Origin of the sequence: Rhizobium sp. L51/94, assembly GCF_019355555.1 — a bacterium.
GTDB lineage: Bacteria > Pseudomonadota > Alphaproteobacteria > Rhizobiales > Rhizobiaceae > Rhizobium > Rhizobium rhododendri.
This window is the reverse complement of the sequence record NZ_CP072141.1, coordinates 1,792,062-1,814,923: the sequence shown is the minus strand read 5'-3', so window position 1 is coordinate 1,814,923 and position 22,862 is coordinate 1,792,062. Positions and strand designations below refer to the sequence as shown.

General features: G+C 60.4%; 21 protein-coding genes. 9 read left to right on the top strand and 12 right to left on the bottom strand.

Features of this window, described 5'->3' with window-relative positions; all coding sequences use genetic code 11:
- Positions 1 to 5 precede the first annotated feature (5 nt).
- The 5 genes from J5274_RS08825 to J5274_RS08805 all read right to left on the bottom strand — a co-directional run bounded on the left by J5274_RS08825 (position 6) and on the right by J5274_RS08805 (position 4,711).
- A complete protein-coding gene (locus J5274_RS08825; RefSeq protein WP_142824270.1) occupies positions 6 to 926 on the bottom strand; it encodes a LysR substrate-binding domain-containing protein in 921 nt (306 codons plus the stop codon).
- Positions 927 to 1,010: 84 nt separating this feature from the next.
- Positions 1,011 to 1,457, bottom strand: coding sequence for an SRPBCC family protein (locus J5274_RS08820; protein WP_161990937.1), 447 nt, complete (start codon positions 1,455 to 1,457; stop codon positions 1,011 to 1,013).
- Complete coding sequence (locus tag J5274_RS08815; RefSeq protein ID WP_142824268.1) at positions 1,454 to 2,197, bottom strand: SDR family oxidoreductase; 744 nt, start codon at positions 2,195 to 2,197, stop codon at positions 1,454 to 1,456. Before J5274_RS08815 ends, J5274_RS08820 begins: the two co-directional genes overlap by 4 nt.
- 52 nt (positions 2,198 to 2,249) lie before the next feature.
- The gene (locus J5274_RS08810) at positions 2,250 to 3,101 is read right to left on the bottom strand and encodes an oxidoreductase (RefSeq protein WP_142824267.1); all 852 of its coding nucleotides are present in this window, start codon (positions 3,099 to 3,101) and stop codon (positions 2,250 to 2,252) included.
- Positions 3,102 to 3,145: 44 nt separating this feature from the next.
- Entirely contained in the window at positions 3,146 to 4,711 is a 1,566-nt protein-coding gene (locus tag J5274_RS08805) for a GMC family oxidoreductase (RefSeq protein ID WP_202617132.1), read from the bottom strand.
- 623 nt (positions 4,712 to 5,334) lie between these two features.
- Between J5274_RS08805 and J5274_RS08800 the strand changes: the two genes are divergently transcribed.
- The 6 genes from J5274_RS08800 to J5274_RS08775 all read left to right on the top strand — a co-directional run bounded on the left by J5274_RS08800 (position 5,335) and on the right by J5274_RS08775 (position 12,655).
- Positions 5,335 to 6,381, top strand: a complete 1,047-nt coding sequence (locus J5274_RS08800; RefSeq protein WP_263431865.1) for a LacI family DNA-binding transcriptional regulator — start codon at positions 5,335 to 5,337, stop codon at positions 6,379 to 6,381.
- A 47-nt stretch (positions 6,382 to 6,428) separates the two neighbouring features.
- A complete protein-coding gene (locus tag J5274_RS08795) occupies positions 6,429 to 7,679 on the top strand; it encodes a sugar ABC transporter substrate-binding protein (protein ID WP_142824264.1) in 1,251 nt (416 codons plus the stop codon).
- Between the two features lie 66 nt (positions 7,680 to 7,745).
- Positions 7,746 to 8,681, top strand: a complete 936-nt coding sequence (locus tag J5274_RS08790; protein ID WP_142824263.1) for a carbohydrate ABC transporter permease — start codon at positions 7,746 to 7,748, stop codon at positions 8,679 to 8,681.
- A 2-nt stretch (positions 8,682 to 8,683) separates the two neighbouring features.
- A complete protein-coding gene (locus J5274_RS08785) occupies positions 8,684 to 9,559 on the top strand; it encodes a carbohydrate ABC transporter permease (protein ID WP_142824477.1) in 876 nt (291 codons plus the stop codon).
- A 31-nt stretch (positions 9,560 to 9,590) separates the two neighbouring features.
- A complete protein-coding gene (locus J5274_RS08780; RefSeq protein WP_161990938.1) occupies positions 9,591 to 11,543 on the top strand; it encodes a glycoside hydrolase family 127 protein in 1,953 nt (650 codons plus the stop codon).
- 17 nt (positions 11,544 to 11,560) lie between these two features.
- Positions 11,561 to 12,655: an ABC transporter ATP-binding protein gene (locus J5274_RS08775; RefSeq protein WP_279309156.1), complete on the top strand. Its 1,095-nt coding sequence runs from the start codon at positions 11,561 to 11,563 to the stop codon at positions 12,653 to 12,655.
- A 318-nt stretch (positions 12,656 to 12,973) separates the two neighbouring features.
- On the opposite strand, the gene J5274_RS08770 is transcribed toward J5274_RS08775, so the two are convergent.
- Positions 12,974 to 13,501: a DUF4142 domain-containing protein gene (locus J5274_RS08770; RefSeq protein WP_142824261.1), complete on the bottom strand. Its 528-nt coding sequence runs from the start codon at positions 13,499 to 13,501 to the stop codon at positions 12,974 to 12,976.
- A gap of 463 nt (positions 13,502 to 13,964) precedes the next feature.
- On the opposite strand from J5274_RS08770, the gene J5274_RS08765 reads away from it, so the two are divergent.
- Complete coding sequence (locus J5274_RS08765; RefSeq protein WP_142824475.1) at positions 13,965 to 15,077, top strand: AI-2E family transporter; 1,113 nt, start codon at positions 13,965 to 13,967, stop codon at positions 15,075 to 15,077.
- Between the two features lie 68 nt (positions 15,078 to 15,145).
- Here the strand turns inward: J5274_RS08765 and J5274_RS08760 are convergent, their stop codons facing one another.
- Entirely contained in the window at positions 15,146 to 16,084 is a 939-nt protein-coding gene (locus J5274_RS08760) for an aromatic alcohol reductase (protein WP_142824260.1), read from the bottom strand.
- Positions 16,085 to 16,186: 102 nt separating this feature from the next.
- On the opposite strand from J5274_RS08760, the gene J5274_RS08755 reads away from it, so the two are divergent.
- Positions 16,187 to 16,612 (top strand): helix-turn-helix domain-containing protein, encoded by a 426-nt coding sequence (locus J5274_RS08755; protein WP_142824259.1) that lies wholly within the window; start codon positions 16,187 to 16,189, stop codon positions 16,610 to 16,612.
- 145 nt (positions 16,613 to 16,757) lie between these two features.
- On the opposite strand, the gene J5274_RS08750 is transcribed toward J5274_RS08755, so the two are convergent.
- The 3 genes from J5274_RS08750 to J5274_RS08740 form a co-directional block, all read right to left on the bottom strand.
- Positions 16,758 to 17,546, bottom strand: a complete 789-nt coding sequence (locus J5274_RS08750; protein WP_142824258.1) for an SDR family NAD(P)-dependent oxidoreductase — start codon at positions 17,544 to 17,546, stop codon at positions 16,758 to 16,760.
- A 174-nt stretch (positions 17,547 to 17,720) separates the two neighbouring features.
- A complete protein-coding gene (locus J5274_RS08745; protein ID WP_142824257.1) occupies positions 17,721 to 18,350 on the bottom strand; it encodes a hypothetical protein in 630 nt (209 codons plus the stop codon).
- 79 nt (positions 18,351 to 18,429) lie between these two features.
- Positions 18,430 to 18,720 (bottom strand): hypothetical protein, encoded by a 291-nt coding sequence (locus J5274_RS08740; protein ID WP_142824256.1) that lies wholly within the window; start codon positions 18,718 to 18,720, stop codon positions 18,430 to 18,432.
- Between the two features lie 243 nt (positions 18,721 to 18,963).
- On the opposite strand from J5274_RS08740, the gene J5274_RS08735 reads away from it, so the two are divergent.
- The gene (locus tag J5274_RS08735) at positions 18,964 to 20,313 is read left to right on the top strand and encodes a hypothetical protein (RefSeq protein WP_219274923.1); all 1,350 of its coding nucleotides are present in this window, start codon (positions 18,964 to 18,966) and stop codon (positions 20,311 to 20,313) included.
- 161 nt (positions 20,314 to 20,474) lie between these two features.
- Here J5274_RS08735 and J5274_RS08730 read toward each other — a convergent pair whose 3' ends face one another.
- Together J5274_RS08730 and J5274_RS08725 are read right to left on the bottom strand one after the other, a co-directional pair.
- Positions 20,475 to 21,590 carry a metallophosphoesterase gene (locus tag J5274_RS08730; RefSeq protein WP_142824254.1) on the bottom strand — a complete coding sequence of 372 codons (1,116 nt, stop codon included), beginning with the start codon at positions 21,588 to 21,590 and terminating at the stop codon, positions 20,475 to 20,477.
- A gap of 170 nt (positions 21,591 to 21,760) precedes the next feature.
- A complete protein-coding gene (locus J5274_RS08725; protein WP_142824253.1) occupies positions 21,761 to 22,750 on the bottom strand; it encodes an aldo/keto reductase in 990 nt (329 codons plus the stop codon).
- Positions 22,751 to 22,862: the final 112 nt, after the last annotated feature.

Genomic DNA, 22,862 nt, shown 5'->3' with positions numbered 1-22,862 from the left:
GCGAACTATGGTGAGCCAGGATCAGGGTTGACCACTTTGGGCAGCTCGATGATGAGGTAGTCGAGAAACGCACGCACCGATGGCAGCACATAATCCCGGAAAGGCAATACCGCCGTGATGACCGCCTTGCCCGCCAGCCATTCCGGCATCACCCTTTGCAGCTTTCCCTCGAGCAATTCCTCCCGACAAATGTAACCCGGAAGCGCCGTGATGCCGATCCCGTCCGCCGCCGCTTGTTTCAGCATCATCAGGTCATTGCCCGCCATCCGGGGTTGGACCGCAAGCGAGCGATCGCCCATCAAGGGATGGCTGAGCTTCCAGACGGTCGCCTGCCCGGGACGATACATCGCCAGAAGGTCATGCTCCAAAAGATCGTCCGGCGTGGTTGGCTCACCGCGATGCTGGAGATAGCAGGGAGCCGCGAAGATGAACCAGGGTGCCGGAGACAATGTACGCTGCACCAGGGCCGAGTCGGTCATTTGTCCCTCGTGGGCCCGGATCGCCAGGTCGAAGGCGCCGCCGATGATGTCGGTCTGCTCGTCGCCCGTGTGCTGGACGAGGTTGATCTTGGGATGATCGATCGCAAACTGCGGTATGATATGGCGCAGGACATACATGGAGGTTGCGATCGCCGTCGTAAATTTGACGACCCCCGTCGGCTCATCCAGCCTTTGGCGAACCGAATTTTCCGCCATTTCTGCACTCTGGAGCATGACAAGAGCGTGGCGATAGAACAAGGAGCCCGCCTCGGTCAGTGTCTGCGCCCGTGACGTCCGGTTGACCAGGCGCACACCCAGGCCTGCCTCGAGCTGCTGGAGCCGATGGCTCAGGGTCGACTTCGGAATACCCGTGCTGCGGCTTGCAGCCGTCAGCCCTCCGCTGTCGACGACCTGAACGAAGTAGCGGACGTCATTCAGGTCAAGCACTAGGCAGTCCTTCAGCAGGTTGACGGACATCCCGCCAAGACCCGTGTTCGAGGGCCTCATTCTATAGAGAGGCCACAACCAGCATTAGAGAGACGCCCTCACCAGGGCAACCCCCAAATGACGGGCAAGACCTTCAGATGCCGACGCAAACGCCGAAAGATTGATGCCCTGTATCACGTTCGAATCCGCCCCGTCGGCCGGAATGAACGACGCCTCGAACCGGATGTTCGTCTCGTCGTCAGATTTGCCTGCAACGACAAGGATCTGGTTCGTCTGCTCGGTGACGGGAATAGGGAATGTCACCATCTGGTAGGTGAGATGACGTGCGTCGTCGTCACATTTGATCATCCGCTCGCGGACAAGCGTCCCGTCGGAGGTGATCAGCTCCCGTTCCCGCTCGCCCACCAGACGGCTCTCGCGGGCAATGGGGTTCCACGATGCAACTGTTGCGAAATCGCGGACGACAGCCCAGATCCGCTCCGGACTTGCGCTAATGGTCGCGGTGTAGACGGCGACATAGCTCTTGGTCATACCCTCGCTCCGCCATTCGCCAGGATGTGTTGCCCCGTCAGCCATCGCGCCTGATCGGAGGCGAGGAAGGCGACGACATCGGCGATTTCGTCGGGCTCGCCAAGGCGTCCAAGCGGTGAGCCGGCAGCGATGCGGTCCCGCTCTTCCTGCGGCGCATCCTTGATGAACTCGGTGTTGGTCGCGCCGGGCATGACCGAGTTGACCGTGATCGCACGATGGCCGAGTTCAATCGCAAGGACCTCCACGATCAGCTTCGATCCGGCCTTCGAAGCGGCGTGCAGCCCCATCCCCTGTGCCGTGAACGCGGTTGTCGATGTCGAAATATCGATGATCCGTCCGCCGTTGCATACGCGCTTGGCCGCTTCCTGAAGCACAAAGAACGAACCCTTGGCGTTCAGTCCGAAGATCCGATCGAAATCCTCCTCCCTGACGTCAACGACTGCCACGCCGATGAACGGTAGTCCTGCATTGGCGACGACGATGTCGAGGCCGCCAAAGGCAGCATCGACTTCCGAAAACAGCCGGCCGATGTCCGCCATGTTGGCAACATCGGCCTGGAAGGCGCGCGCCACGCCGCCGGCCTCCTCGACCGCCCGAACCGCGTCCGCCGCTTCCTCGGGACGGCTGCGATAGTTGATCGCCACCGTAGCGCCCTCGCGTCCGAGCCGCTCGCCAATCGCCCGGCCGATGCCACGCGATGCACCGGTGATCAGCGCAACCTTGCCTGCTAGGGATGTCATGGGAATGCTCCTGGGTGAAAATACGAGATCAGCGGCGGGACGTTCTGTTTGGTCATTTCGGGAACACGACCGATGCACTGACTTCGCGCCAGGCATCGATATCGCTCTTCATCGACGCCATCTTGCGTTCCATGACGGCGACCGCGTCGTCTCCAAGCGCAAGATGCAGAGGCGGCTTTTCGGAGGCGACGAGCTTGAGAATTGCCTCGGCACCACGCTGGGGATCGTTCGGCTGCTTGCCGGAGATCTGGTCCATGAATCCACGGAACTTGCCGACGGGGTTGTCCTCATAGGCGGCAATCGTCTGGCCGACATGCTTCAGCGATGACGAGGCGAAGTTGGTGCGGAAAATGCCCAGTGTCAGGATTGTCACCTTGATCCCGAACGGCGCGACCTCTTGCGCCAGAGCCTCGTTCATGATGTCGACCGCAGCCTTTGCCGCAGAGTACACCCCAAGCCCGGCAAAGCCCGTAAACCCGCCGACGGCGGATGCGGCGACGATGTGACCGGTTCCTGCAGCCCGCATGATCGGCAGTGCCGCCCGCAAGACATTGAGCTGGCCGAAGAAGTTGGTGTCGAACACCGCCTTCGCCTCGGTCTCGCTGGTCTCCTCGACCGCGCCCAGCATCCCCCATCCGGCATTGTTGACAAGGACGTCGATCCGGCCACCGAACAGGGTGGCCGCCTCAGCGAGCCCGGCCTCCACGGAAGCAACATCGGTAACATCGAGGACGACGGCAGACGAGCGGCCCGGTGCGACAGCCTCGAACTCGGCCTTGTTGGCGGCATTGCGAACCGTGCCGACCACATGATCGCCCTGAGCCAGCGCGGCTTGCGCAAGGGTGCGGCCGAGACCCGACGATACGCCGGTGATCAGCCAGTTCCTGGATGTTGTCTGCGACATGGGAAGCGTCCTTCTGAGAGGCTCTAATCGGAGGGAAATTCGAGCTAGGCGAGGATGCGGGCGGCGATCCGCTCGGCGACCATGATGGTGGTGACGTTGGTTGGAACCGATGGAATGTCCGGCAGGATGGAGGCATCGACGACACGAAGGCCCTGGAAACCGCGCACGCCCCCAAAGGCATCGACGACGGCGGTGTCGTCGGTGTCCGGCCCCATCGGGACCGTCGAAGTCGGATGCTGGTAGGCTGCGATATTGGCGACGATGTTGGCGCGCAGGTCCGCGTCGCTCTGGATGCCAGCCCCCGGTGCCATCTCGTGGTCAACCATGCCTGCGAACGGCGCCGTTCTGCCGATCTCCCGGGAGAGTCTGACCGCCTCCACCATCCTGTCGAGATCGCTGGGGTCGTCGAAGAAATTGTAGTGAATGCGCGGCGCGATGCGCGGATCGCGCGACGTCAGATGGAAGGAGCCAATGGACCGCGGCAGGGTTACGGCGGCGGCGAGAACGATCGCTCCACCGGTGGGGCTGGCCTTCGGGTCGATGAAGTGCGTGGCGGACACCTGAAGATCGAGTTCGCCGCCGACCGACAAAGATGAGCCCGTCCAGACAAGCGCGCCGGCCGCAGGTCTCATGGCTTTTTCCGACGCCTTCAGCGCGTAGACATTGTAGAAGAACGGATGGTCCTGGAGACGTGCGCCGACCGGCAGACCCGCCAGCACCGGGATTTCCAGAGCACGCAGATCGCTGGCCGGACCGATGCCGGAGCGAAGGAGAATGGCCGGACTGCCGAATGCCCCGCCCGAAAGGATGATTTCGCCTGCTGTGAGGACTTCTCCGGAGACCAGCCGAACGCCCGTGGCGCGATGGCCGCTAAAGACAATGTTGTCCACTTCGGACCCGCTGCGGATCGCAAGGTTCGAACGGGCACGGACCTCGGCGGTCAGATAGACGATGCCGGTGTTCATCCGCATCTCGTCGACGACGTTCAGCGGGTATGCCCCTGCCCCGTCCGCAGCGTCGCCGTTGAAATCCTGCACGTCGGCAAGGCCAAGGTGGCGGGCGGCCTGGACGAAGGCTCTCGACGACGGCGTCAGTTCGCTAAGGGTGCGCTGCCTGATCGGGAAAGGGCCGGATCGACCGTGAACGGCGCTGTCGCCGGTCGGGGTGTTCTCCAGCGCCTCGAACGCGGCAGACACTTCATTCCAGGACCATCCCTTAATTCCGCGCGCTGCCCAGCGCGCAAAATCTGACGGTCGTGCCCGCATGGCGACAGTACCGTTGACTGCCGAGCTGCCGCCGACGACCCGGCCGCGTGGCAGCGGAATGTCATGGCCGAGCCTTTCCTTGTCGTCGCTGTGGTAGTGCCAGTCGAAATCGGGCGTACCGACAGTGCCGGCGTCGGTCAGGCTTTTCGGGTAGCCCGTCGGTGCAAAGCTGGGGCCGGCCTCCAGCAACAGCACGTGACGATGGGGATCGGCACTGAGCCGTGTCGCAAGCACGGATCCCGCAGATCCGGCTCCGACGATGATGACGTCGACCGGTCGCGAGCCTGCCCGGGCAGCACCCCCGCCGATTACTAAGGCAGCCGTTGCCTTGTCACCTTCACCCATGAAACGTCTCCGCGTCATTGCCATTGCTCAAACCGTCCTCGGCCGATGCCCGTCGGCGCTTGCAACGCCACTTCACTCCGGTGTCAGGGAAATAGCGAATGCCCGCGCACCCCAACAGCGGCCTGGTCCCGGAAGCTAAGTTCAACAGCATGGACGATCGTATCAGCGATGGACGTATGGCCTACGTCCCACCCCGTGCGGCCCCAAGGGTGGTCGTTGGCAACGCATGTCCGCAGACAGACTGGATCATACGAGCAGGCCAGCTATTTCGATCCGAAGGATAACCGCGCTCAAGACGCTTCGTTTGACATAGCCGCAACCCAATGCATCCGAGGGCATGGCTACACGAGTTGGATGAAATCTCCACAGATGTCGCCTCGTATCTTTCCGAAAAGCGGCAATTCGTTTGCGGTGCGTTTCTTGTGCAACCATTGCTCCGGCATAGGCGCGTCTGGCAACGCCAAGATTGCTCGAAGGTTTTAATCCCATACGTCATGACGAACGAGAAAAAGCGCTTGACCAAAGATGAGAAAACGGTTTTCCTATGGTGAGCAAACGGTTTTTCATTCCAGATATGTTGATGTCCGGTGGTATTGAACGAAAATAGCAAAGGCGTGGCAGTGTTGTCAGGCGACAGGACAGAGGTCGCCGCGCGCATCACGATTAAAGACGTTGCGCTTGCTGCGAACGTATCGGTTTCCACTGCATCCAAGGCCCTAAACGAGCGCGGCCGTATGACGGTCGAGACCCGGAAACGCATACAGGATATCGCGCAGAAGATGGGTTTTCGCCCGAACGCCATGGCGCGCGCGCTCGTTCACCAGCGCTCATTCACCCTTGGCCTTCTCACCAATGACACATACGGTCGCTTTACCCTCCCAATTGCCGCCGGCCTGTCGTCCGCGATGGCAGATCGTGGAGTGTCGGTCTTTCTGTGTGCCATTGACGACGATCCGGAGCGCGTGCGGCTCAATCTGGAAGCGATGGAGGACAAGCGCGTCGACGGGCTGGTGGTTTCCGGAAAGCGTATCGACCGTGTGCTGCCGGTCGATCTTCCTGCCGTTCACATGCCTGTCGTCTACGTCAATGCGGCCTGTCCTCCAGGCGCCATCGGTTTTGTCCCCGACGACGAGGGAGGCGCGCATGCGGCCGTCGCCCATCTCGTCAGCCTCGGTCGCACGCGCATTGCGCATGTGACGGGTCCGCGCAGCTTCGGCGCCGTCGGCCTGCGGGAAAAGGGCTGGCTGCGCGCGCTCTCCGAAGCGGCGCTCCCCTGCTTTGGCGCGGCGCTGTCCGGCGAATGGTCCGAACGCTTTGGCTACGAAAGCGGACAGCTGCTCGTTGCAAAGCCGGTGTCTGATCGGCCCGATGCGGTGTTTTGCGGCAACGACCAGATCGCCCGCGGGCTGATCGACGCCTTGACGCTTGCGGGTCTCAGGGTGCCGGAGGACATCGCCGTCGTCGGCTTCGACAACTGGGAGATTTTTGCAACGGCCACGCGTCCGCCGCTGACGACAGTCGATATGGCCCTCAAGGAGTTGGGGCGCCAGGCTGGCGTCACGCTACTTGATCTCATTGACGGCAAGCCGGTGGAGGCCGGGCAGCGCCGTCTTCCGTGCCGCTTGAAGGTGCGTCAATCGTGCGGTTCGGAGGAGCCGTCGACTGAATAGGATTTAACCGCACCCGAAGCCGGGTGCAAAACTGGGAGGGGAATGAAATGAAGAAATGGATATTGGGGTTCAGCGGCCTTGTCGCAGCATCGCTCGCTCTGCCGCTATCCGCCAGCGCGGATACTTTCACGCTCTGGACGCGGTCCGACAGCTCGACCTTCATGCCGAAGCTCGTCGATGCATTCAACAACAGCCAGAAGGAGCATCACGCGGATCTGCAGATCGTACCGGTCAATGAACTCGTGCAAAAATACGCCGTGGCAGCGGCCGGCGGGACGGCACCTGATGCCCTATCGCTCGACCTGATCTACACGCCCGCCTTTGCCGCGGCCGGTCAATTGGAGGATTTGACCGATTTTGCAAAGTCCCTGCCCTATTTCAACGCTCTGTCGAAGGCGCACATTTCAGTCGGGACCTACAACGACCGCATCTATGGCGTGCCGTTCTCCGCTGATGGCTCGGTGCTCATCTGGAACAAGAAGTTGTTCAGGCAGGCTGGTCTCGATCCCGACAAGGGGCCAGCGACGTGGGCGGAAATCCGTAGCGATGCGGAAAAGGTCAATGCCCTCGGGGGAGATATCAAAGGCTTCTACTTCTCCGGCAACTGCGGCGGCTGCAATATCTTCACCTTCACGCCGCTCATATGGGCGTCGGGCGGCGACATCTTCTCCGCCGATGGCCGCAAGGTTACGCTGGATACGCCTCAGATGCGGGATGCGATCGCCTTCTATCAGGGCATGGCAAGAGACAAGCTCATTCCGGCAGGCGCACAAACGGACACGGGGGCGAATTTCTTCTCTGCCTTCGCCACTGGCAAGATCGGCATCACGCCGTCCGGTTCCTTCGCCATCGGCGCGCTCAATTCGCAAAGTCCAGATCTCGAATACGGCGTCGCTCCCCTTCCGGGCAAGGAAGGCGGCTCCTCCTCCTTTGCCGGCGGCGACAATTTTGTCGTCTCCAAGGGGACCAAGAAAATGGAGGCGGTGAAGGCGTTCCTCGAGTTCTCCTATTCGCTCGACGGCCAGAAGCTGCTTGCCCGCAACGGTTCGCTGCCGATCCGTAGCGATATCGCCAAGGAAGCGCTGGCAGGCCTCGATTCACGCTATCTGATTGCTGCCGACGCGATGGCCAAGGGCCGGACGCCCTATTCCACTGTGTTTAACGATCTGATCAACTCCGCCAACGGCCCATGGATCACCATGCTGAACACGGCCTTCTTCGGTGGACCGGATGCGATCGAACCGGCGATCCAGGCCGCGCAGAGCGCCATGCAGTCGATCGTCGACACCGCGCCCTGAAGGCTCGATCCTGAAAGGCGGAGCCGTGAGGCTCCGCTGCATGGATATCAGCGAAGGACCAGACCGATGTCAGTCAATACTCTGGCGACGCCAAGCGGCGCGCCCAATGCCTCTCTGCGTCCCCGGCGCAAGCCGCGTCGTGACTGGATGGGACTTCTCTACGTGGCTCCGGCGCTGGCGCTGGTCCTCGTCTTCTTTCTCGTGCCTCTTGGCATGACCGCCTGGATGTCGCTGCACAACTGGCCGCTGATCGGCGTGCCGCGCTGGGTCGGCTTTGCCAACTACAAGGCGCTCTGGAACGACATCAACTTCTGGAACGCGCTCGCCTTCACCATCCGCTACACCATCGCAGCCACGATCGGCCTTTTGCTGGTCGGTTTTGCGCTAGCCCTCCTGGTGGAAAAGTCACGACCGTTCGCCGGCTTCTATCGTACCGCGTTTTTTCTGCCGGTGGTGATCGGTTTCGCCTCGGCGAGCCTATTGTGGAGCTGGTTGTCGAATGTCGACAGCGGACTGTTTTCCCCTTTGGCCGAGGCGCTGGGTCTCACGGATGGCCGCGTGAACCTTCTCGCCACCTTTGCACCCGCCTTTTGGTCGGTCACCGCCATGGTGATCTGGAAGATGGCGGGCTTCTACATGGTCATCCTGATGAGCGGACTGCACTCCATTCCGGCCGACTTCACGGAGGCCGCCCGGATCGACGGCGCGAACGCGCTTCAGCGGTTCCGCTTCATTACGCTGCCGCTGGTGCGCCGTCCTTTTGCCCTTGCGCTCATTTTGTGCGTTTCCGGCTCCATGCTCGCCTTCGACCAATTCTACATCATTCTCGCCGGCGGACCGCAGAACAAGACGATCACCGCAGTTTACTGGATTTTCAGCCAGTCCTTCGTGTCCTTCCGTCTCGGTTATGGTGCGGCGCTGTCGATGGTGCTGCTTGCCATTTTGGTGGTGCTGAGCGTGATCCAGCTGCGACTGCTGGGTGACAGGGAGGCCGCGCGATGACGATGACCGCAACGCTTCACGCAGCAAAGCTTGCGCCGGCACGCAGACGCGGCAATGCCTGGCTTTACGGAGTGCTGTTTCACACCACCTGCCTGCTCGTTGCACTGTTGTTTCTGGCGCCGATTGCGCTTGTCCTGCTGGCATCGTTCCGACCGCCCGCCATGGCGGGAAATGGGCTGCTTTCGATCCAGGGACTTGGCTTTGGCAACTACGGGAGACTGGAGGATTTCGGCGCCGGCATCCTGCATTACGCCGGCAACAGCCTTTTCGTCGCCGTCGCCACGGCGTTGCTCACCGTCGTGGTCTCGGTCTTTGCCGGTTACGGATTTTCGCGCTTCCGCTTTCCGTTCAAGGCGGTGGCCTTCGTTCTCATTCTGTCGACGATCATGGTGCCGTTTCAATCCATATTGACACCGCTGTTCCTGATCCTCGCCAAGCTCGGGCTGCAGAATACGCTGAGCGGCCTCGTCCTCATCTATGTCACGCTGCAGCTGCCTTTCTCGGTCTTCATGATGCGCAATGCCTTCGACGCAGTGCCCAAGGAGATCGAGGAGGCGGCGCGCATCGATGGCGTGAAGGGACTGCGGGCGCTGGTCTATGTCATGGGGCCGCTGGTGTTTCCGGGTGTCGTTTCGGTCGGCCTTTTCGCCTTCCTGAACGCCTGGAACGAATTCCTGGCAGCATTGGTGCTGTTGACCGATCAGGACCGCTACACGCTTCCGGTGCTCGTTACGGCCGTGCGCTCCGGCCATTATGGCTCAGTCGACTGGGGCGCCGTGCAGGCGGGCGTTACCGTGATGATGATCCCCTGCCTGCTGCTCTTTCTTGCTCTCCAGCGCTATTACATCCGCGGCCTCACGGCCGGCGCGGTGAAATAGGCGCACACCAATCCAACAGAGGACCTACATCATGAGCATGCCTTCTTCCGCCGCCGACACGATCCGCCAGAATGCAAAATTCCGCCCACCGGCCGTCCATCAGGTGCGCGTCGGCGGCTTCTTCGGTCCCCGCATCGAAACCATCGCAACCGCCACCGCGCACACCCTGCTCGACCGCTGCATCGAAGCGGGCATGCTGGACCAGGTCGATCCGGACAGGCCAAACCCCGGGCTGCGCATTCCCTACCAGCAGGGCAATGATACTGTCAGCACCCAGATGTTCTGGGACTCCGACTTCGGCAAGAGCATCGAGGCGGCCGCCTATGGGCTGCTGCACAAGCCGGATGCCGCGCTCGAGGCCCGGATCGACGAGATCGTCGATGCCTATGGACGACTGCAGGACGAGAATGGCTACCTGAATTCCTGGTACCAGCGGATCGAACCCGGCAAGCGCTGGACCAACCTGCGCGATTGCCACGAGCTCTATGATGCCGGCCACCTGATGGAAGGTGCCGTGGCCTACTATCACGTCACCGGCAAGCGCAAATTGCTGGATATCATGGCGCGCTACGCCGATCATATAGCGACCGTCTTCGGGCCCGGAGAAGACCAGAAGCCGGGCTATTGCGGACATCCCGAAATCGAGCTTGCGCTTGTCAAGCTTGGGCGCGCCACCGGCGAGCAACGCTATCTCGAGCTTGCCCGCTTCTTCGTCAACGAGCGTGGCCAACGGCCTGATGGCCAGCACTATTACGACCGGGAAGCCCGCGCGCGGGGCCGGGATCCGGCCGATTATCACTTTGCGACCTACGAGTACTCGCAGAGCCATGTGCCGGTGCGCGAGCAGCGCCATGTGGTTGGCCATGCCGTGCGCGCCGCCTACCTCTACTCCGGGATGGCCGATGTATCGACCGAGTTTGGCGACGACAGTCTGAAACCTGCGCTCGAGGCGATCTGGGCGCACCTTACCGAGAAGAACCTTTACGTCACAGGTGGTTTCGGGCCCTCTGCCCACAACGAGGGACTGACCTTCGACTACGACCTTCCAAACGAAACGGCCTATGCCGAGACATGTGCTGCCGTGGCGCTGGTCTTCTGGGCCAGCCGCATGCTGGGGCTGGGTCCCGATCGCGCCTATGCTGACGTCATGGAGCGGGCGCTCTACAACGGTGCTCTGGTCGGTCTCTCCATCGACGGCACCCGGTTCTTCTATGACAATCCGCTGGAAAGCCGTGGCAAGCATCATAGGTGGACCTGGCATCGCTGCCCCTGCTGCCCGCCGAACATCGCCCGGCTGGTAGCGTCGGTCGGCACATACATGTACGGCGAGTCGGAAAACGAAATCGCCGTGCATCTTTACTGCGAGGGCATTGCGGATCTGGAGACGGCAGGAACGGCTGTTCGTATCGGCCAGGAAACCATCTATCCCCTGGATGGCGCCATCCGGCTGACGCTGGAGCCGCAGCAGCCGGCCGAATTCACTCTTTCCCTGCGCCTGCCGGCCTGGTCACCGGGCGTGACGATCCGTGTCAACGGCGCGCCGGTCGACCGAGCTGCCGTCGAGCAGAAGGGGTATGCGAGGCTGTCCCGCCTCTGGAAGTCGGGAGATGTTGTGGAACTCGATCTAGAGATGCCGGTACAGCAACTACACGCGCACCCGAAGGCGGGGGTCGACCAGGGACGGGTGGCGCTCCAGCGGGGGCCGCTGGTCTATTGCCTTGAGGGCGTCGACAATGGCGATGACCTGAACTCCCTCGTCCTTCAACCGCAAAGTCGCTTTCGCTGCGAGCCCGTGAACACACTTGGTAGCATCCCGGCACTTGTAACGACCGGTCTGCGCGAAGTGGCCGCTGGCGAAAGCCTCTACACGGAAAGGCTGCCTCGCCGGGAGGAGGCGGAAATCCGGGCGGTTCCATATCATCTGTGGGACAATCGCGCAGCGGGAGAGATGCTGGTCTGGATCCGGACGGAGGGTGGTCGATGAATGCGGTGGACATGAGAGTGGCATCTCACCTTTCAGCCCAGACCAGCGGCGTCGATCTGAGGGGCGTCTCCAAGAGCTTCGGCGCGGTCGACGTCATCCACGACATCGACCTTTCCATTGCGGCCGGCGAATTCGTCGTGTTCGTGGGGCCGTCCGGCTGTGGAAAGTCGACGCTTCTGCGGCTGATTGCCGGACTGGAGGAGACAAGCCGGGGCGAAATCCTCATCGGCGGACGCGACGTCACGGATGCCGATCCCTCGGATCGCGGCATTGCCATGGTATTCCAGTCCTATGCGCTCTATCCGCACATGACCGTCGCCCAGAACATGGGCTTTGGCTTGCGCATGGCGCATCGGCCGAAGAAGGAAGTCGCCGACATGGTGCAGGCGGCGGCCGAAATTCTGCATTTGTCTCCCTTGCTCGATCGCCGTCCTGGCCAGCTCTCCGGCGGTCAGCGCCAACGCGTTGCTATCGGTCGAGCCATCGTGCGCGATCGCAAGGTCTTTCTGTTCGACGAACCGCTCTCCAACCTCGATGCCGAATTGCGGGTGGGCATGCGCATCGAGATCGCACGGCTGCACAAGCAACTCGGCAACACGATGATCTACGTCACACACGACCAGACCGAAGCCATGACGCTGGCAGACAAGATCGTCGTTCTCAGAGCTGGCCGTATCGAACAAATCGGTTCCCCGTTCGACCTCTACAACGATCCCGACAACCTGTTCGTGGCCGGCTTTATCGGCAGCCCCAAGATGAACATCCTGCCGGCGAGCTGCGAGGCCGGCTCGCTCCTGATCGGCGGCCAGCGCCTGCCGTTCGCGGTGCCTGCTAGCCTACCCGCAAACGGTGAACTGCAGTTCGGCATAAGACCAGAGCATCTACGGTTAACCCGCGACGCCGAGCCTGGCCTCAGTCTCACCGTCGACTTTACGGAATTCCTGGGTGGTGCGACTTATCTCTACGGGCAGGTTCAGCCGGGCGTGTCGCTGGTCGTCCAAGGCGGTCGGGGCCCAGCGCCCAAGGTCGGGCAGTCGATTACAGTGACGTTCGATCCATCGGATGCGCGCTTGTTCGATGCCGACGGAAGACGGGTCCGCAGCGACGGCTGAGTGAGCTGCGGTTATGGAGATGAGATGCACCGGAGTGCCTGCGGCAATGCAGAGAACTTTCTTGGCGCAAACAAACGTTGCTGGCTATGTTTATGGCTTGGAAGGGAGGCGACCCATGCCCATAAGCGGAAATCGTTGGGCATGCCGCTCGGCTCGTTTGCCTTGATGACATTTCAACCGGAAGGGGCCCGCTCAGACCTCTGATAGTCTGCTGTCTAGGCTCGCCGCTCTTGTCGGTAGGGGCATTGGGGCACCGTCCGCAAACTTTACATCGCAACAGTGAACGGGCGACGGAGTATCCGCCGCCCTGTCCGTAGCTTACTTGTTCAGGTCCTGCGCCATCATGAGATGATGCTCCAATGCGGGGCGTGTCTTCGTGGCCCACGTCTTCAGGTCGGCATTGTCGCCGCCGTCGCCGTAGCGCTTGAAGAGGTCGACGGCGTCCTTGTGGGCCGAGACCTGGTCGGAATGGTACTGCTTGTTGAAGTCGTCGCCTTTTAGACCGTTGAGCTTGTCGATCATGCCCTGCTGCGAAGACGTCATGGCGGTCGGGATTGCAACCTTTACCTTGCCGGAATCGACCATCGCCTTCATCTCGGCCGATGTCTTGGTGTGGTCGGCAATCATCTGCTCGGCGAAGGCCTTCGTGGCCGGATCGGCCTTTTCAACAGCCAGCTTGCTCGCCGCGATCTCGAACATGTCACTGGTGGCGGCCTCGGTGACAAAGTCTTCCGTCTTCGGAGCATTGCCCATCAGCGAATTGACGCCTGTGCTTTCGGCAGCCGATTGAGCGAAAGCCGAGGTAGAAACCATGAGAAGCGCTGCGGTCAGAATTATCTTGTTCATTTGTAGTCCTCCATTTGCTCTGGCTAACGTGCTTTTGGCTCAGGCGTTCCCAATTGGCCGGAGGGCAAGTGCTTTACGGCCCCTTTTGAGCGATACCGGACAGACGCGGAACCGATAGGACGCATTGAGGTTTGCCATGCTCACATGGGCGCCACGGAAAGTGTGATGCGCTTTCTGCCAACGAGACCCACGCCGTTGCAGACCACGCCATGGCGCTGCTCGTGATTGGATCGCCGTCCGATCTGGGTATCCGGGGATCGCAGAGAGCGACTTACACCGTATCGGGCGTTCAATCTGTCGCCGCGACGGACTGCTGTGCCTCTCAGGTTCGAGGGCTCTTCAGACAAGTCCGCCGCTCCAAGAAACAGGGTTCGATTGCCTTTTGTGACGGCAGCGCCACTTCACTATCGTCGGCTACGTTGTAGTCCGCCGACATCGGGGAAATGATTTGTCAGACGTGAACATGTTGCCAGAGGACCGCGGGGATGGCTCGAAAGTCTCCGCCGTTCGCGCCGCCCCCAGATGGGCAATTATTGGTCTCTTCCTTTACGGCTCGGTGTTTACATTGAGCAGCGCAAAGGAATTCCTGGTGCCCATCGTACTGGCGTTCCTGCTCGCCATGGTCTTTGGGCCGATCAGACGATTCTTTGACCGGCGTGGCGTGTCTTCTACACTGACGTCGCTGGTGATCGTCGCCGTTCTGTTTTTCGGGTTTCTCGCCCTGATAGGCGCTCTGGCCATTCCCGTCAGCGGATGGATGGAGCGCGCGCCGCAGATCCAGAAGGATGTGCAAAGCAAGCTCAGTGGTCTCTCCAGTACCTTTTCAGGGATCATGGATGCCGCAACCCGCCTCGGAGAATTGACCCGTAGTCACTCGGCCGACGTTCAGCAGGTGGAAGTTCGCGACAGCAGCATGATCGCAAACGCTGCTCTCTTTGCTCCCGCAGCGATGGCGCAGTTCATCTTCACGCTGATCCTGCTTCTGTTCCTACTGGCGTCAGGCGATATGTTCTACGAGAAGCTCGTCCATGTCATGCCAACGTTCAAGGACAAAAAGCGGGCGATGCGCATCGCCCACGATATCGAGCGCAAGCTCTCGCGCTATCTGTTGACGATCACCATCATCAATGGCGGACTTGGCGTTGCCGTTGCCCTCCTGCTCTGGGCTGTCGGCATGCCGAGCCCTATCATTTTCGGGGTGCTCGCGTTTCTTCTCAACTACGTCCCCTATCTCGGTGCCTTCGCGGGTATTCTTGTCGCCATGAGTGTCGCGCTGGTGTCGTTTGATGTGCCAGGCTGGTCGCTTGCTGTCGGCGTCCTTTATCTCGGATTGACGAGCATCGAGGGCCAGTTGATCACGCCGTACTTCATCGGACGAAGTCTCCGGCTGAACACCGTGGTCGTCTTCATCGCCGTGTCCTTCTGGGCATGGCTGTGGTCGGCCGTCGGAATGCTTGTCGCCGTGCCGTTGCTCGTGGCCGTGAATACCTTCTGCGAGCACATCGATGGTCTGAAAGGGCTGGGCGACTTTCTGTCCGAGCGCCATTCCGAGAAGGAAGAAGCTCCGGCTGGATAATCGGCGTATGCGTGAGCTTCAGCTTGAGCGCTCACATGCAACTTGCGCCCAGCCGAGCCGCATCGCCGTCAGGAGCGAAGATTTTCGCTGATCCACTCCTCGGCTGTCATGACATCGATGCCATTTCGCTCATTAAAGCTGTTGCGCTTCGGCCATGCCACGCCCTTGCCTTCGGCAAAGACCGCCCGGTATTTCCGGATGTGATTGTCGGGGTCCCGCGCGAGTTCAGATAGGAGATCCGGAACTGTCCATTCTGCCTTTGCAAACGGGCGCCCAAGCACCTTCTGGAGCGTGTCGGCAACCGCACCATAGGTCAGGGTGTCGCCGGCAAGATAGACAATTTCATTGCGGATCGTCGGCTGAGCAAAGACCACTTCCGCGGTCAAGGCACCGATATCGTCGGGAGTTGTCAGAGTGACCTCGGTATCCAGGCTGCCAAGCGCATTGACCACATTCTTTTTGAGATCAACGACCCCGAAGACCGGTTCGAACAGGAAGCTGGTGAACATCCCGGTCGAGATCACCACCCAGTCGGTCTTGTCCTGGGCACGCAGGAGGTCACGCACATCGATCTGGGCGTCGAACAGGTCCTGAGGACTGCCGCGACCGATCACGTCGAAATCGACGCCAAACTGCCATGGGAAATATCGCTTGAGATTGGCGTCCAGCGCAGCTTTCGCAAGCTTCATTGGCGTGTTTCGACCCGCAGAGAAACCTGCGCAGCCGATCACGGTATCGAAGCGAGCGAAGATTGCCGCCAATTCGCTGACGGAAGCGGCAAGAATGTCGCCGGTGACAATCTCGATCCCCAGTTCGCGAATTTCGGAGACATCACGCTGTTTTACCGTGTCCGTCGATTCAACAGTTGCGGCCCGCAAGAGAACGCTGATCGTCGTGTCCGCATGATGCCTGGCTTTACGCGCCAGATTGCGCAGAACCGGCATGCCGAGTTCTCCCGCACCAATAACCAATATCGACTGTGAGTATGCTGTTCGAGAAGAGTTCATCTTGGAAATCCTTGCCAGTCTCATCGTTCGTGTGAACGGGTAACTGGCATATTTCCGGGAGGGTCGTAAGAAGGTACACGCGTGATACCGGAGGGCAGGAAGATGACCATAGACGAAATCCTCAGCTACTCCCAAACCGTCTGCGACGGTCTTCGCGAGGATGAGGACGGGGTGAGGCGCGAGGTCCTCACCCATGCAGGAAACCGGTGGTCGCTGGGCGTCATCCACACCCTGGGTGTCTATGGCAGACTGCGCCATGCGGATATCGGACGAAGAATGCATGGTGTTACCCAGAGGATGCTGACACGCACCCTTCGCCAACTCGAGAGAGATGGGCTGGTCGCGCGCTATGATCTCGTGGAGATGCCGCCGCGCGTGGAATACGAGCTTACCGAACTTGGGATGGCGCTACTGATCCGCATGATTCCCCTTTGGACATGGGTCGTCGAGAACTCGGATCAGTTTCGAAAGTCGCGTGACGAATATGATTCCCGGCCGCAGGAGAAGCCTTCGTGGCAATCTTTCTGATGGGTTTGCAGGTTGCCACGGACAGGTGCGCCACGATCAATGATCGGTCGGATGCTCCCGCACGCCCGAGACTTTGGGGTGGCCCCGAGCACCGACACTGCCCGGCCGCACATAGGCTGATCGTGCGGCCGAGATAGGCCGAAACTCACATAGACTTCAGCATTCCGCCATCGACGAAATATGTCGAGCCGACCGAATAGCTCGCCCGTTCCGAGCACAGGAAAACGAAAAAGTCGGCGGCTTCCTGTGGAGTGGCGAACCTTTTGATGGGAGCATGTTCGTTGGCCACGGAGTCGAGGTAGCCCTGCCAGTCGCCACCTTTTTCGGCAGTGAGCTGCTTGGCGGTCTTGATCCAATCCGGCGTCAGGACGAGGCCGGGATTCACGCAGTTTACCCGGATGTTCTGCGGGATCAGCTCGGTGGAAAGTGTCTTCGAAAACATCATCAATGCCGCCTTGGTGACATTGTAGATGGGCTCGTACCAAAGCGGCTGCACGGCGCATATGGACGCATTGTGCAAAATCACACCGCCGCCCTTTTCCCGCATTTGAGGCGCAAGACCTCTGGCAAGCCGGACGGCAGCCATGACATGCAGGTCGAAGTAGAATTGCCACTTTTCGTCATCGGCCTCCATGACAGTCTCGTTTGAGCCGGTGCCTGCATTGTTGATGAGGATATCCGCTCCCCCGGCTTCAGCAGCGGCGCGGATGACGCTGTTCGTTCCCTCGGCAGTCGCAACGTCGGCGGCAATGCCTGTCGCAGACACCCCGTATTTGGAAGCGATACGGGCGGCCTCTGCCTCAACTCTTTCCTTTCCTCTTGCAGCCAGAATGACGTTGGCGCCCTCCGCGGCAAGTCCTTCCGCAATCGTCAGGCCAATTCCGACACTGCCTCCGGTGATGACAGCATTCTTCCCTTTGAGACCCAGTTCCATTCTTTCTCTCTCCCCTTTTTGGCTTGTATAGAATTGCCGCCGATGTCCGTCATGACAAGTCGGTGGAATTGGTCGCTGGCATATCGGATGAGATTTGCCGGCAGCAGCAGGATAGCTTCGACGAACTGAAGCGTCTCGAAGTATCGAGCGATCGCGGGATTTCAGTGAAGCCACCTAACGCAGAAGGCCATCGCGCCCAAACTCTTCCCAGCCGCTCAGCGGCGAACGGTCATCGTCACCGCCACCTGTGGGATCAGACGAAGTCTTTTCGGTCTTCAGCGAACGGGTGAGCTTTCTCTTCCAGGACGCCTGCTGCCTTTTCTCGGCGGCGGCGATGACATCGTCTTCGCGCCACTCGTCCACCACGCTGCGGTTGAGCAGATCCTCGACAAACCTTGGATCGAAGACGTGGAACGTGATCTGTTTCGCCCGCCCGCGCAGTCTGACGGTGCGAATCCCGGCACTCTGCAGTCGCCCGTCCTTCAGCCACCGGTGCCTCTCCGTCGTCGTCATCGTCAGGATATCCTGGATCTCGCGGGGGATGACCGGAAGGCTTTCGATGTCCACAAGTGCCTCGGTGACGACAGCCGACACTGAGCGAAAAACGGTCTTCGAGGTTTCCGGCAGTACCAGTCTCAGGATCGAACCATCGATATCCAGCGATTTCCGGATCGCCAACGGCAACCGCGCCCGGATTTCAAGAAGAATGCCCTTGGCGCGCACGGATGAGCCGAGCGTCGCTGCTGGCGACAGCGCCCACTCCTTGAGCAGTTCCGGGGCATCGGTCTTTTCGGTCCTTGGCATGCCGACGAAATGGGCGTCGCCATAGTCGAAGTCAACACCGGGTGCGGTCTTCCCGGCATGCCGGAAAAGCGCTGACGGCCTAATTCAGTGCGTAGGTCACGACGCGGTGCGGATGCTCGACGCGGAACCTCGACAGCATTTCCGAAGCCTGTTGGGCTGCAAAGCCGGCATTCTCGACATCTTCCCGGGCCCAGTCATCGGCGTTGACGCGAATCGCATCGGCCATTCCCTGCGAGACCGCAGCGAAATGCTTGTTCCCTTCCACCAGTGCCTCTTTGGCAACACCCTCGAGGGCAATGGCGAGCCCGACCAGTAAATCCTCGCGCTCGCGAACGCTCAAGGTTTCGATCGCGGTGATGGGCGTGCTCATCTTGAATTCCTTCAAACGTGCTGTCGATCGGTCAAATAGGCCTCCGATAGACCGGTATCTGGTGACGATCCGACCTTGGGTCAACATTTCAGCTGCTGCATTCTCGCGCAATTTCGGGCGGCAGTTCACGCTGTGAAATGTTTGGTCACTTTAAATGAGTTTTGTTTTTCGCTTTATCAGGGCATCTGGGGGTGAAATCATCGAGACGCGTCGCGCTATGACGCATGATCAAGAGTGAAACTCATGGATAAGCCAATAGCTGTCAGTCGCCTGGCCAAGAATACGGTCTTCGGCAAGGGCGACGTTTTCGTGCTTTTCGGCGAACTGTTCGGTCGCGGCTATGCAACTGGCCTGCTTGACGAGGCACGCGCGGCTGGAATGGAGATCGTCGGCGTGACGGTTGGACGCCGCGATGAAAGCGGAAGCCTGCGCCCGCTCGATGCCGAAGAATTCTCAGCTGCCGAAGCTCGCCTGGGCGGCCGGATCATCAATATCCCGCTGATGGCAGGCTTCGACATGGACGCGCCCGACGGTGGTCCGACACCCACCGATATCCTCGGCGAAATGACCTTGGAGAACTGGCAGGACGAGAAACTTGACTGGGACTATCTGGCGCGCTGTCGCGCGACGGGGACAGCCCGGTTTACCAATGCGCTTGCCCAGGTGATGGATGTGCTTGACGGCATGATCGCCGATGGCAAGAACGTATTTTTCGCCCATACGATGGCCGGAGGCATTCCGAAGGCCAAGGTCTTCCTCGTGCTGGCCAACCGGATCTACAAAGGGCGCGGAGCGCGCCACATGTCGTCGCAGACCCTGCTCGACAGCGATATGGGCAAGCTCATCCTGCAGAATTTCGACGAGGTGTCGGCCGACACTTTCGGACATCTCATCGAGTTCAGCGCCGCCATACGCGACAGGATCGAGAACTCGGGCGGCACGGTCAGGTACACGGCCTACGGCTACCATGGCTCCGCAGTGCTCATCGATGGCGAGTATCGCTGGCAGACCTATACCAACTACACCCAGGGCTACGCCAAGATGCGGCTTGAAGGCATCGCGACGCGCGCCTGGGAAGCCGGGATCAAGGCGACAGTCTACAACTGCCCCGAAATTCGGACGAATTCTTCGGATGTCTTCACGGGCATCGAACTGCCGCTCATTCCGCTGCTGCTGGCGCTCATGCAGGAGGGCGGCGGTCAATGGGTCGACGACCAGTGGCAAGCCTGCGGGCAGCTTCTTGCGGACGGCTTTACGATGGAAGATGTCTTCCGCAAGATCGCTGAAATGCAGGCGAACGACGTCATGCGCCCCTTCTATGATTTTTCGGCGTGGCCTATGGCAAACAGCCAGAAGCAGACCGATCTTGTCATCGGCGCGTCGAGCGAGATCACCCAGATGCACCGCGATGGGAAGGCGCTGATCAGCGACCGCCTGAGTAGTCTGGTTGTGGAAGCCACCGGGAAACTGATATTCGGAGAGACCTCGGAGCCGTCGGGCCCTGTTCTCTGGCTCAACCACGATATTGTCGCGCGCCAGCTTTTGGCTTCGCATTCTGACAGCCTGCAGGACCATCAAGACCTCGCAGCTTGAGGCATCCTCAAATCGCAATGGACCGGCGATGTTTTGACGCCGGAGATTGAAACGGGCTGGCCCGCCGCTTGAGGCCTGCCCCAGGACGATCGACCGGATACTGCGCCCGACAGCAGCGTAAGCGCCATTAACTGACCTAACTGTGCTGAACTGCCGGTTCTCTACGCGGACCGGAGAGTTATGCGGGTGAGTTCCGCCGGCTTTCCCAAACGCAGGGCAAAACCCGGCCAAAGCCCCGTGCCGTTGTTCACATAGAGATGCATGCCTTCCACCTTGTAAAGGCCCGAAACGAACCCGTTATTGCCCCTCGCCACAAGGCTGGAAAGCCCGACGACCATTCCGCCATGGGTGTGGCCGGAAAGCTGAAGCGAGACCCCTGCCCTGGCGGCGCTTGCGGCTCCCATCGGCTGGTGATCGAGCAGGATAATCGGAGCCCCTTCGGGAGCGCCGAAAATGGCCGCACGCAAGTCCGGCCCAACATTGCCTGAATGTTCGGCGGAGCGGTCGGTTACGCCTGCTACGACGATCTTCGCCCCGTCGCGCTCGATGACGACATGCTGGTTCAAAAGCGGCTGAAGTCCCAGCATCCGGTATTCGCGCATCCATTCCTTGTAGTCGAAGAAGTACTCGTGGTTGCCGGGAATGGCCAAGACGCCGTCCCGCGCCCGCAGTTTCGCAATCGGCTGGACATCGAGACGTCGGTGCTCGACATCGCCGTCGATCAGATCACCCGTCATCACGATCAGGTCCACATCGAGAGCGTTCGCCTTCGACACCACCGCGTCTGCCCAGCGCCCGGGAAACAACCTGCTGATATGGAGATCGGTCAACTGCAGGAGGCGATATCCATCAAAGGCGGCGGGAAGACCGGATACCGGAATTTCGATATCCCTGAGCGCTGGAACGCGGATGGCTTGGCTCACGCCAAACATAGCGAGGCAAAGCGCAAAAATCCCCATTCCATAGCGCAACTCAGGACGAACGACTGGAAACGCACCCTTTATCGGCCAGAGGACAATCGAGACCAGGTCGAGGCCGATCTGGAATACCGCAAGCAGGACTGTCGCCCCGAAGATCACGTTGAAGGCGATGATGAGCGGCCTCGGAAACTCCGGCGAGAAAACCGATCCCGACGAAAGACGGCAGAACAGGAGGAATTGCGACGCAATCAGCAGGACGGCGGCGAGGAGCAATTTTATCGACCATGGCCATGGCAACGGTTCGATAAAGCGCACCACGACCAGAAGCCATGGCAGTCCGAGAATGATGTTGAACATGGATCAGAGGTTTTCCAGTGAAATAGATCGGGACGCGCAAGCCGCCTTTAGTTGGGAAACCAACCGATGGAAATCTATTTTTAAATGCGGTTCGGAAACGGTTCGACGCCCGGGCGGTAGAAATCATTGCTGATTTTCCCGCCCACGAGCCCCTGTCCGGCTTTTTCCACTCAGAACCGCTGCGGCGCGGCGGGTTTGTTTCCGAAGATGGCCTCAATGCGCTCCAGGACATCAGCGGTGAGCTTGTCCTTATGGCTGAGCGCCGCAAGATTGTCCTCCAGCTGGCTCAGGCGCGATGCGCCCAGGATCACGGTCGAAACATTGCGGTTCGACAGGCACCACAGAAGCGACAGATGGGTGATGGAGATTCCGATTTCGTCGGCAAGGTCGGCCAACTCGGAGACTCTCGCAAGCTGGGCGCGACCGGCTTCGCTCGACCATTTTTCCTTCAGCCACTCATAGCCCGGCAGGTTCATGCGCCCGTCGTTGGGAATGCCCTTGTTGTATTTCCCGGTCAAAACGCCGGAAGCCAGCGGCGACCAGATGGTCGTGCCCAGTCCCATCAGATCGTAGAGGGGCAGATAGTCGGCTTCGACCTTCTGACGCTCGAACAGGTTATACTGCGGCTGCTCCATCGTCGGCGGCGTGATGCGCAGGTCGCGGGCCACGGCATAGGCCTCCGTCAACTGTTGGGCAGACCATTCGGATGTGCCCCAATAGAGAATCTTCCCTTGAGCCACGAGATCGTGCATGGCGCGAACCGTTTCCTCGATCGGTGTATCGATGTCCGGGCGGTGGCAGAAATACAGATCGAGATAGTCCACCTGCAAACGCTTCAGGGCCGCATGGGCAGCGTCGGTCACATGCTTTCGCGAAAGACCGCGCTGCGTCGGCTTCTGGCCGCCCCAGAACACCTTGCTGGAAACGATGAAGCTGTCGCGGCTCCAGCCGAGTGTTTTGAGGGCCTCGCCCATGACGAGTTCGGACTTTCCGCTCTCGTAACCTTCGGCGTTGTCGAAGAAATTGACCCCGTTGTCATAGGCGTGCGCCATCATGCTGACGGCATCGCTGCCATCGACCTGCTTGCCGAACGTGACCCACGATCCAAACGAGAACTCGCTGACCTTCAACCCTGATTTTCCGAGACGGCGGTATTCCATGGCGTAGCTCCTCCCGCGATGCGCAAGAGGGCAACATAGCGCAAGGCGATGCGAAAGACAGTCCGGGCCGGCGACTATAGCGCTGACAGCAGGGCATGGATCGAAACCGGAG

Bases quoted from the DNA above. Each gene is read 5' to 3' on its own strand.
- J5274_RS08820 (WP_161990937.1), bottom strand. From the start codon at position 1,457: ATGACCAAGAGCTATGTCGCCGTCTACACCGCGACCATTAGCGCAAGT.
- J5274_RS08815 (WP_142824268.1), bottom strand. From the start codon at position 2,197: ATGACATCCCTAGCAGGCAAGGTTGCGCTGATCACCGGTGCATCGCGT.
- J5274_RS08810 (WP_142824267.1), bottom strand. From the start codon at position 3,101: ATGTCGCAGACAACATCCAGGAACTGGCTGATCACCGGCGTATCGTCG.
- J5274_RS08805 (WP_202617132.1), bottom strand. From the start codon at position 4,711: ATGGGTGAAGGTGACAAGGCAACGGCTGCCTTAGTAATCGGCGGGGGT.
- J5274_RS08795 (WP_142824264.1), top strand. From the start codon at position 6,429: ATGAAGAAATGGATATTGGGGTTCAGCGGCCTTGTCGCAGCATCGCTC.
- J5274_RS08790 (WP_142824263.1), top strand. From the start codon at position 7,746: ATGTCAGTCAATACTCTGGCGACGCCAAGCGGCGCGCCCAATGCCTCT.
- J5274_RS08785 (WP_142824477.1), top strand. From the start codon at position 8,684: ATGACCGCAACGCTTCACGCAGCAAAGCTTGCGCCGGCACGCAGACGC.
- J5274_RS08780 (WP_161990938.1), top strand. From the start codon at position 9,591: ATGAGCATGCCTTCTTCCGCCGCCGACACGATCCGCCAGAATGCAAAA.
- J5274_RS08770 (WP_142824261.1), bottom strand. From the start codon at position 13,501: ATGAACAAGATAATTCTGACCGCAGCGCTTCTCATGGTTTCTACCTCG.
- J5274_RS08765 (WP_142824475.1), top strand. From the start codon at position 13,965: ATGTTGCCAGAGGACCGCGGGGATGGCTCGAAAGTCTCCGCCGTTCGC.
- J5274_RS08760 (WP_142824260.1), bottom strand. From the start codon at position 16,084: ATGAACTCTTCTCGAACAGCATACTCACAGTCGATATTGGTTATTGGT.
- J5274_RS08755 (WP_142824259.1), top strand. From the start codon at position 16,187: ATGACCATAGACGAAATCCTCAGCTACTCCCAAACCGTCTGCGACGGT.
- J5274_RS08750 (WP_142824258.1), bottom strand. From the start codon at position 17,546: ATGGAACTGGGTCTCAAAGGGAAGAATGCTGTCATCACCGGAGGCAGT.
- J5274_RS08745 (WP_142824257.1), bottom strand. From the start codon at position 18,350: ATGCCAAGGACCGAAAAGACCGATGCCCCGGAACTGCTCAAGGAGTGG.
- J5274_RS08740 (WP_142824256.1), bottom strand. From the start codon at position 18,720: ATGAGCACGCCCATCACCGCGATCGAAACCTTGAGCGTTCGCGAGCGC.
- J5274_RS08735 (WP_219274923.1), top strand. From the start codon at position 18,964: ATGGATAAGCCAATAGCTGTCAGTCGCCTGGCCAAGAATACGGTCTTC.
- J5274_RS08730 (WP_142824254.1), bottom strand. From the start codon at position 21,590: ATGTTCAACATCATTCTCGGACTGCCATGGCTTCTGGTCGTGGTGCGC.
- J5274_RS08725 (WP_142824253.1), bottom strand. From the start codon at position 22,750: ATGGAATACCGCCGTCTCGGAAAATCAGGGTTGAAGGTCAGCGAGTTC.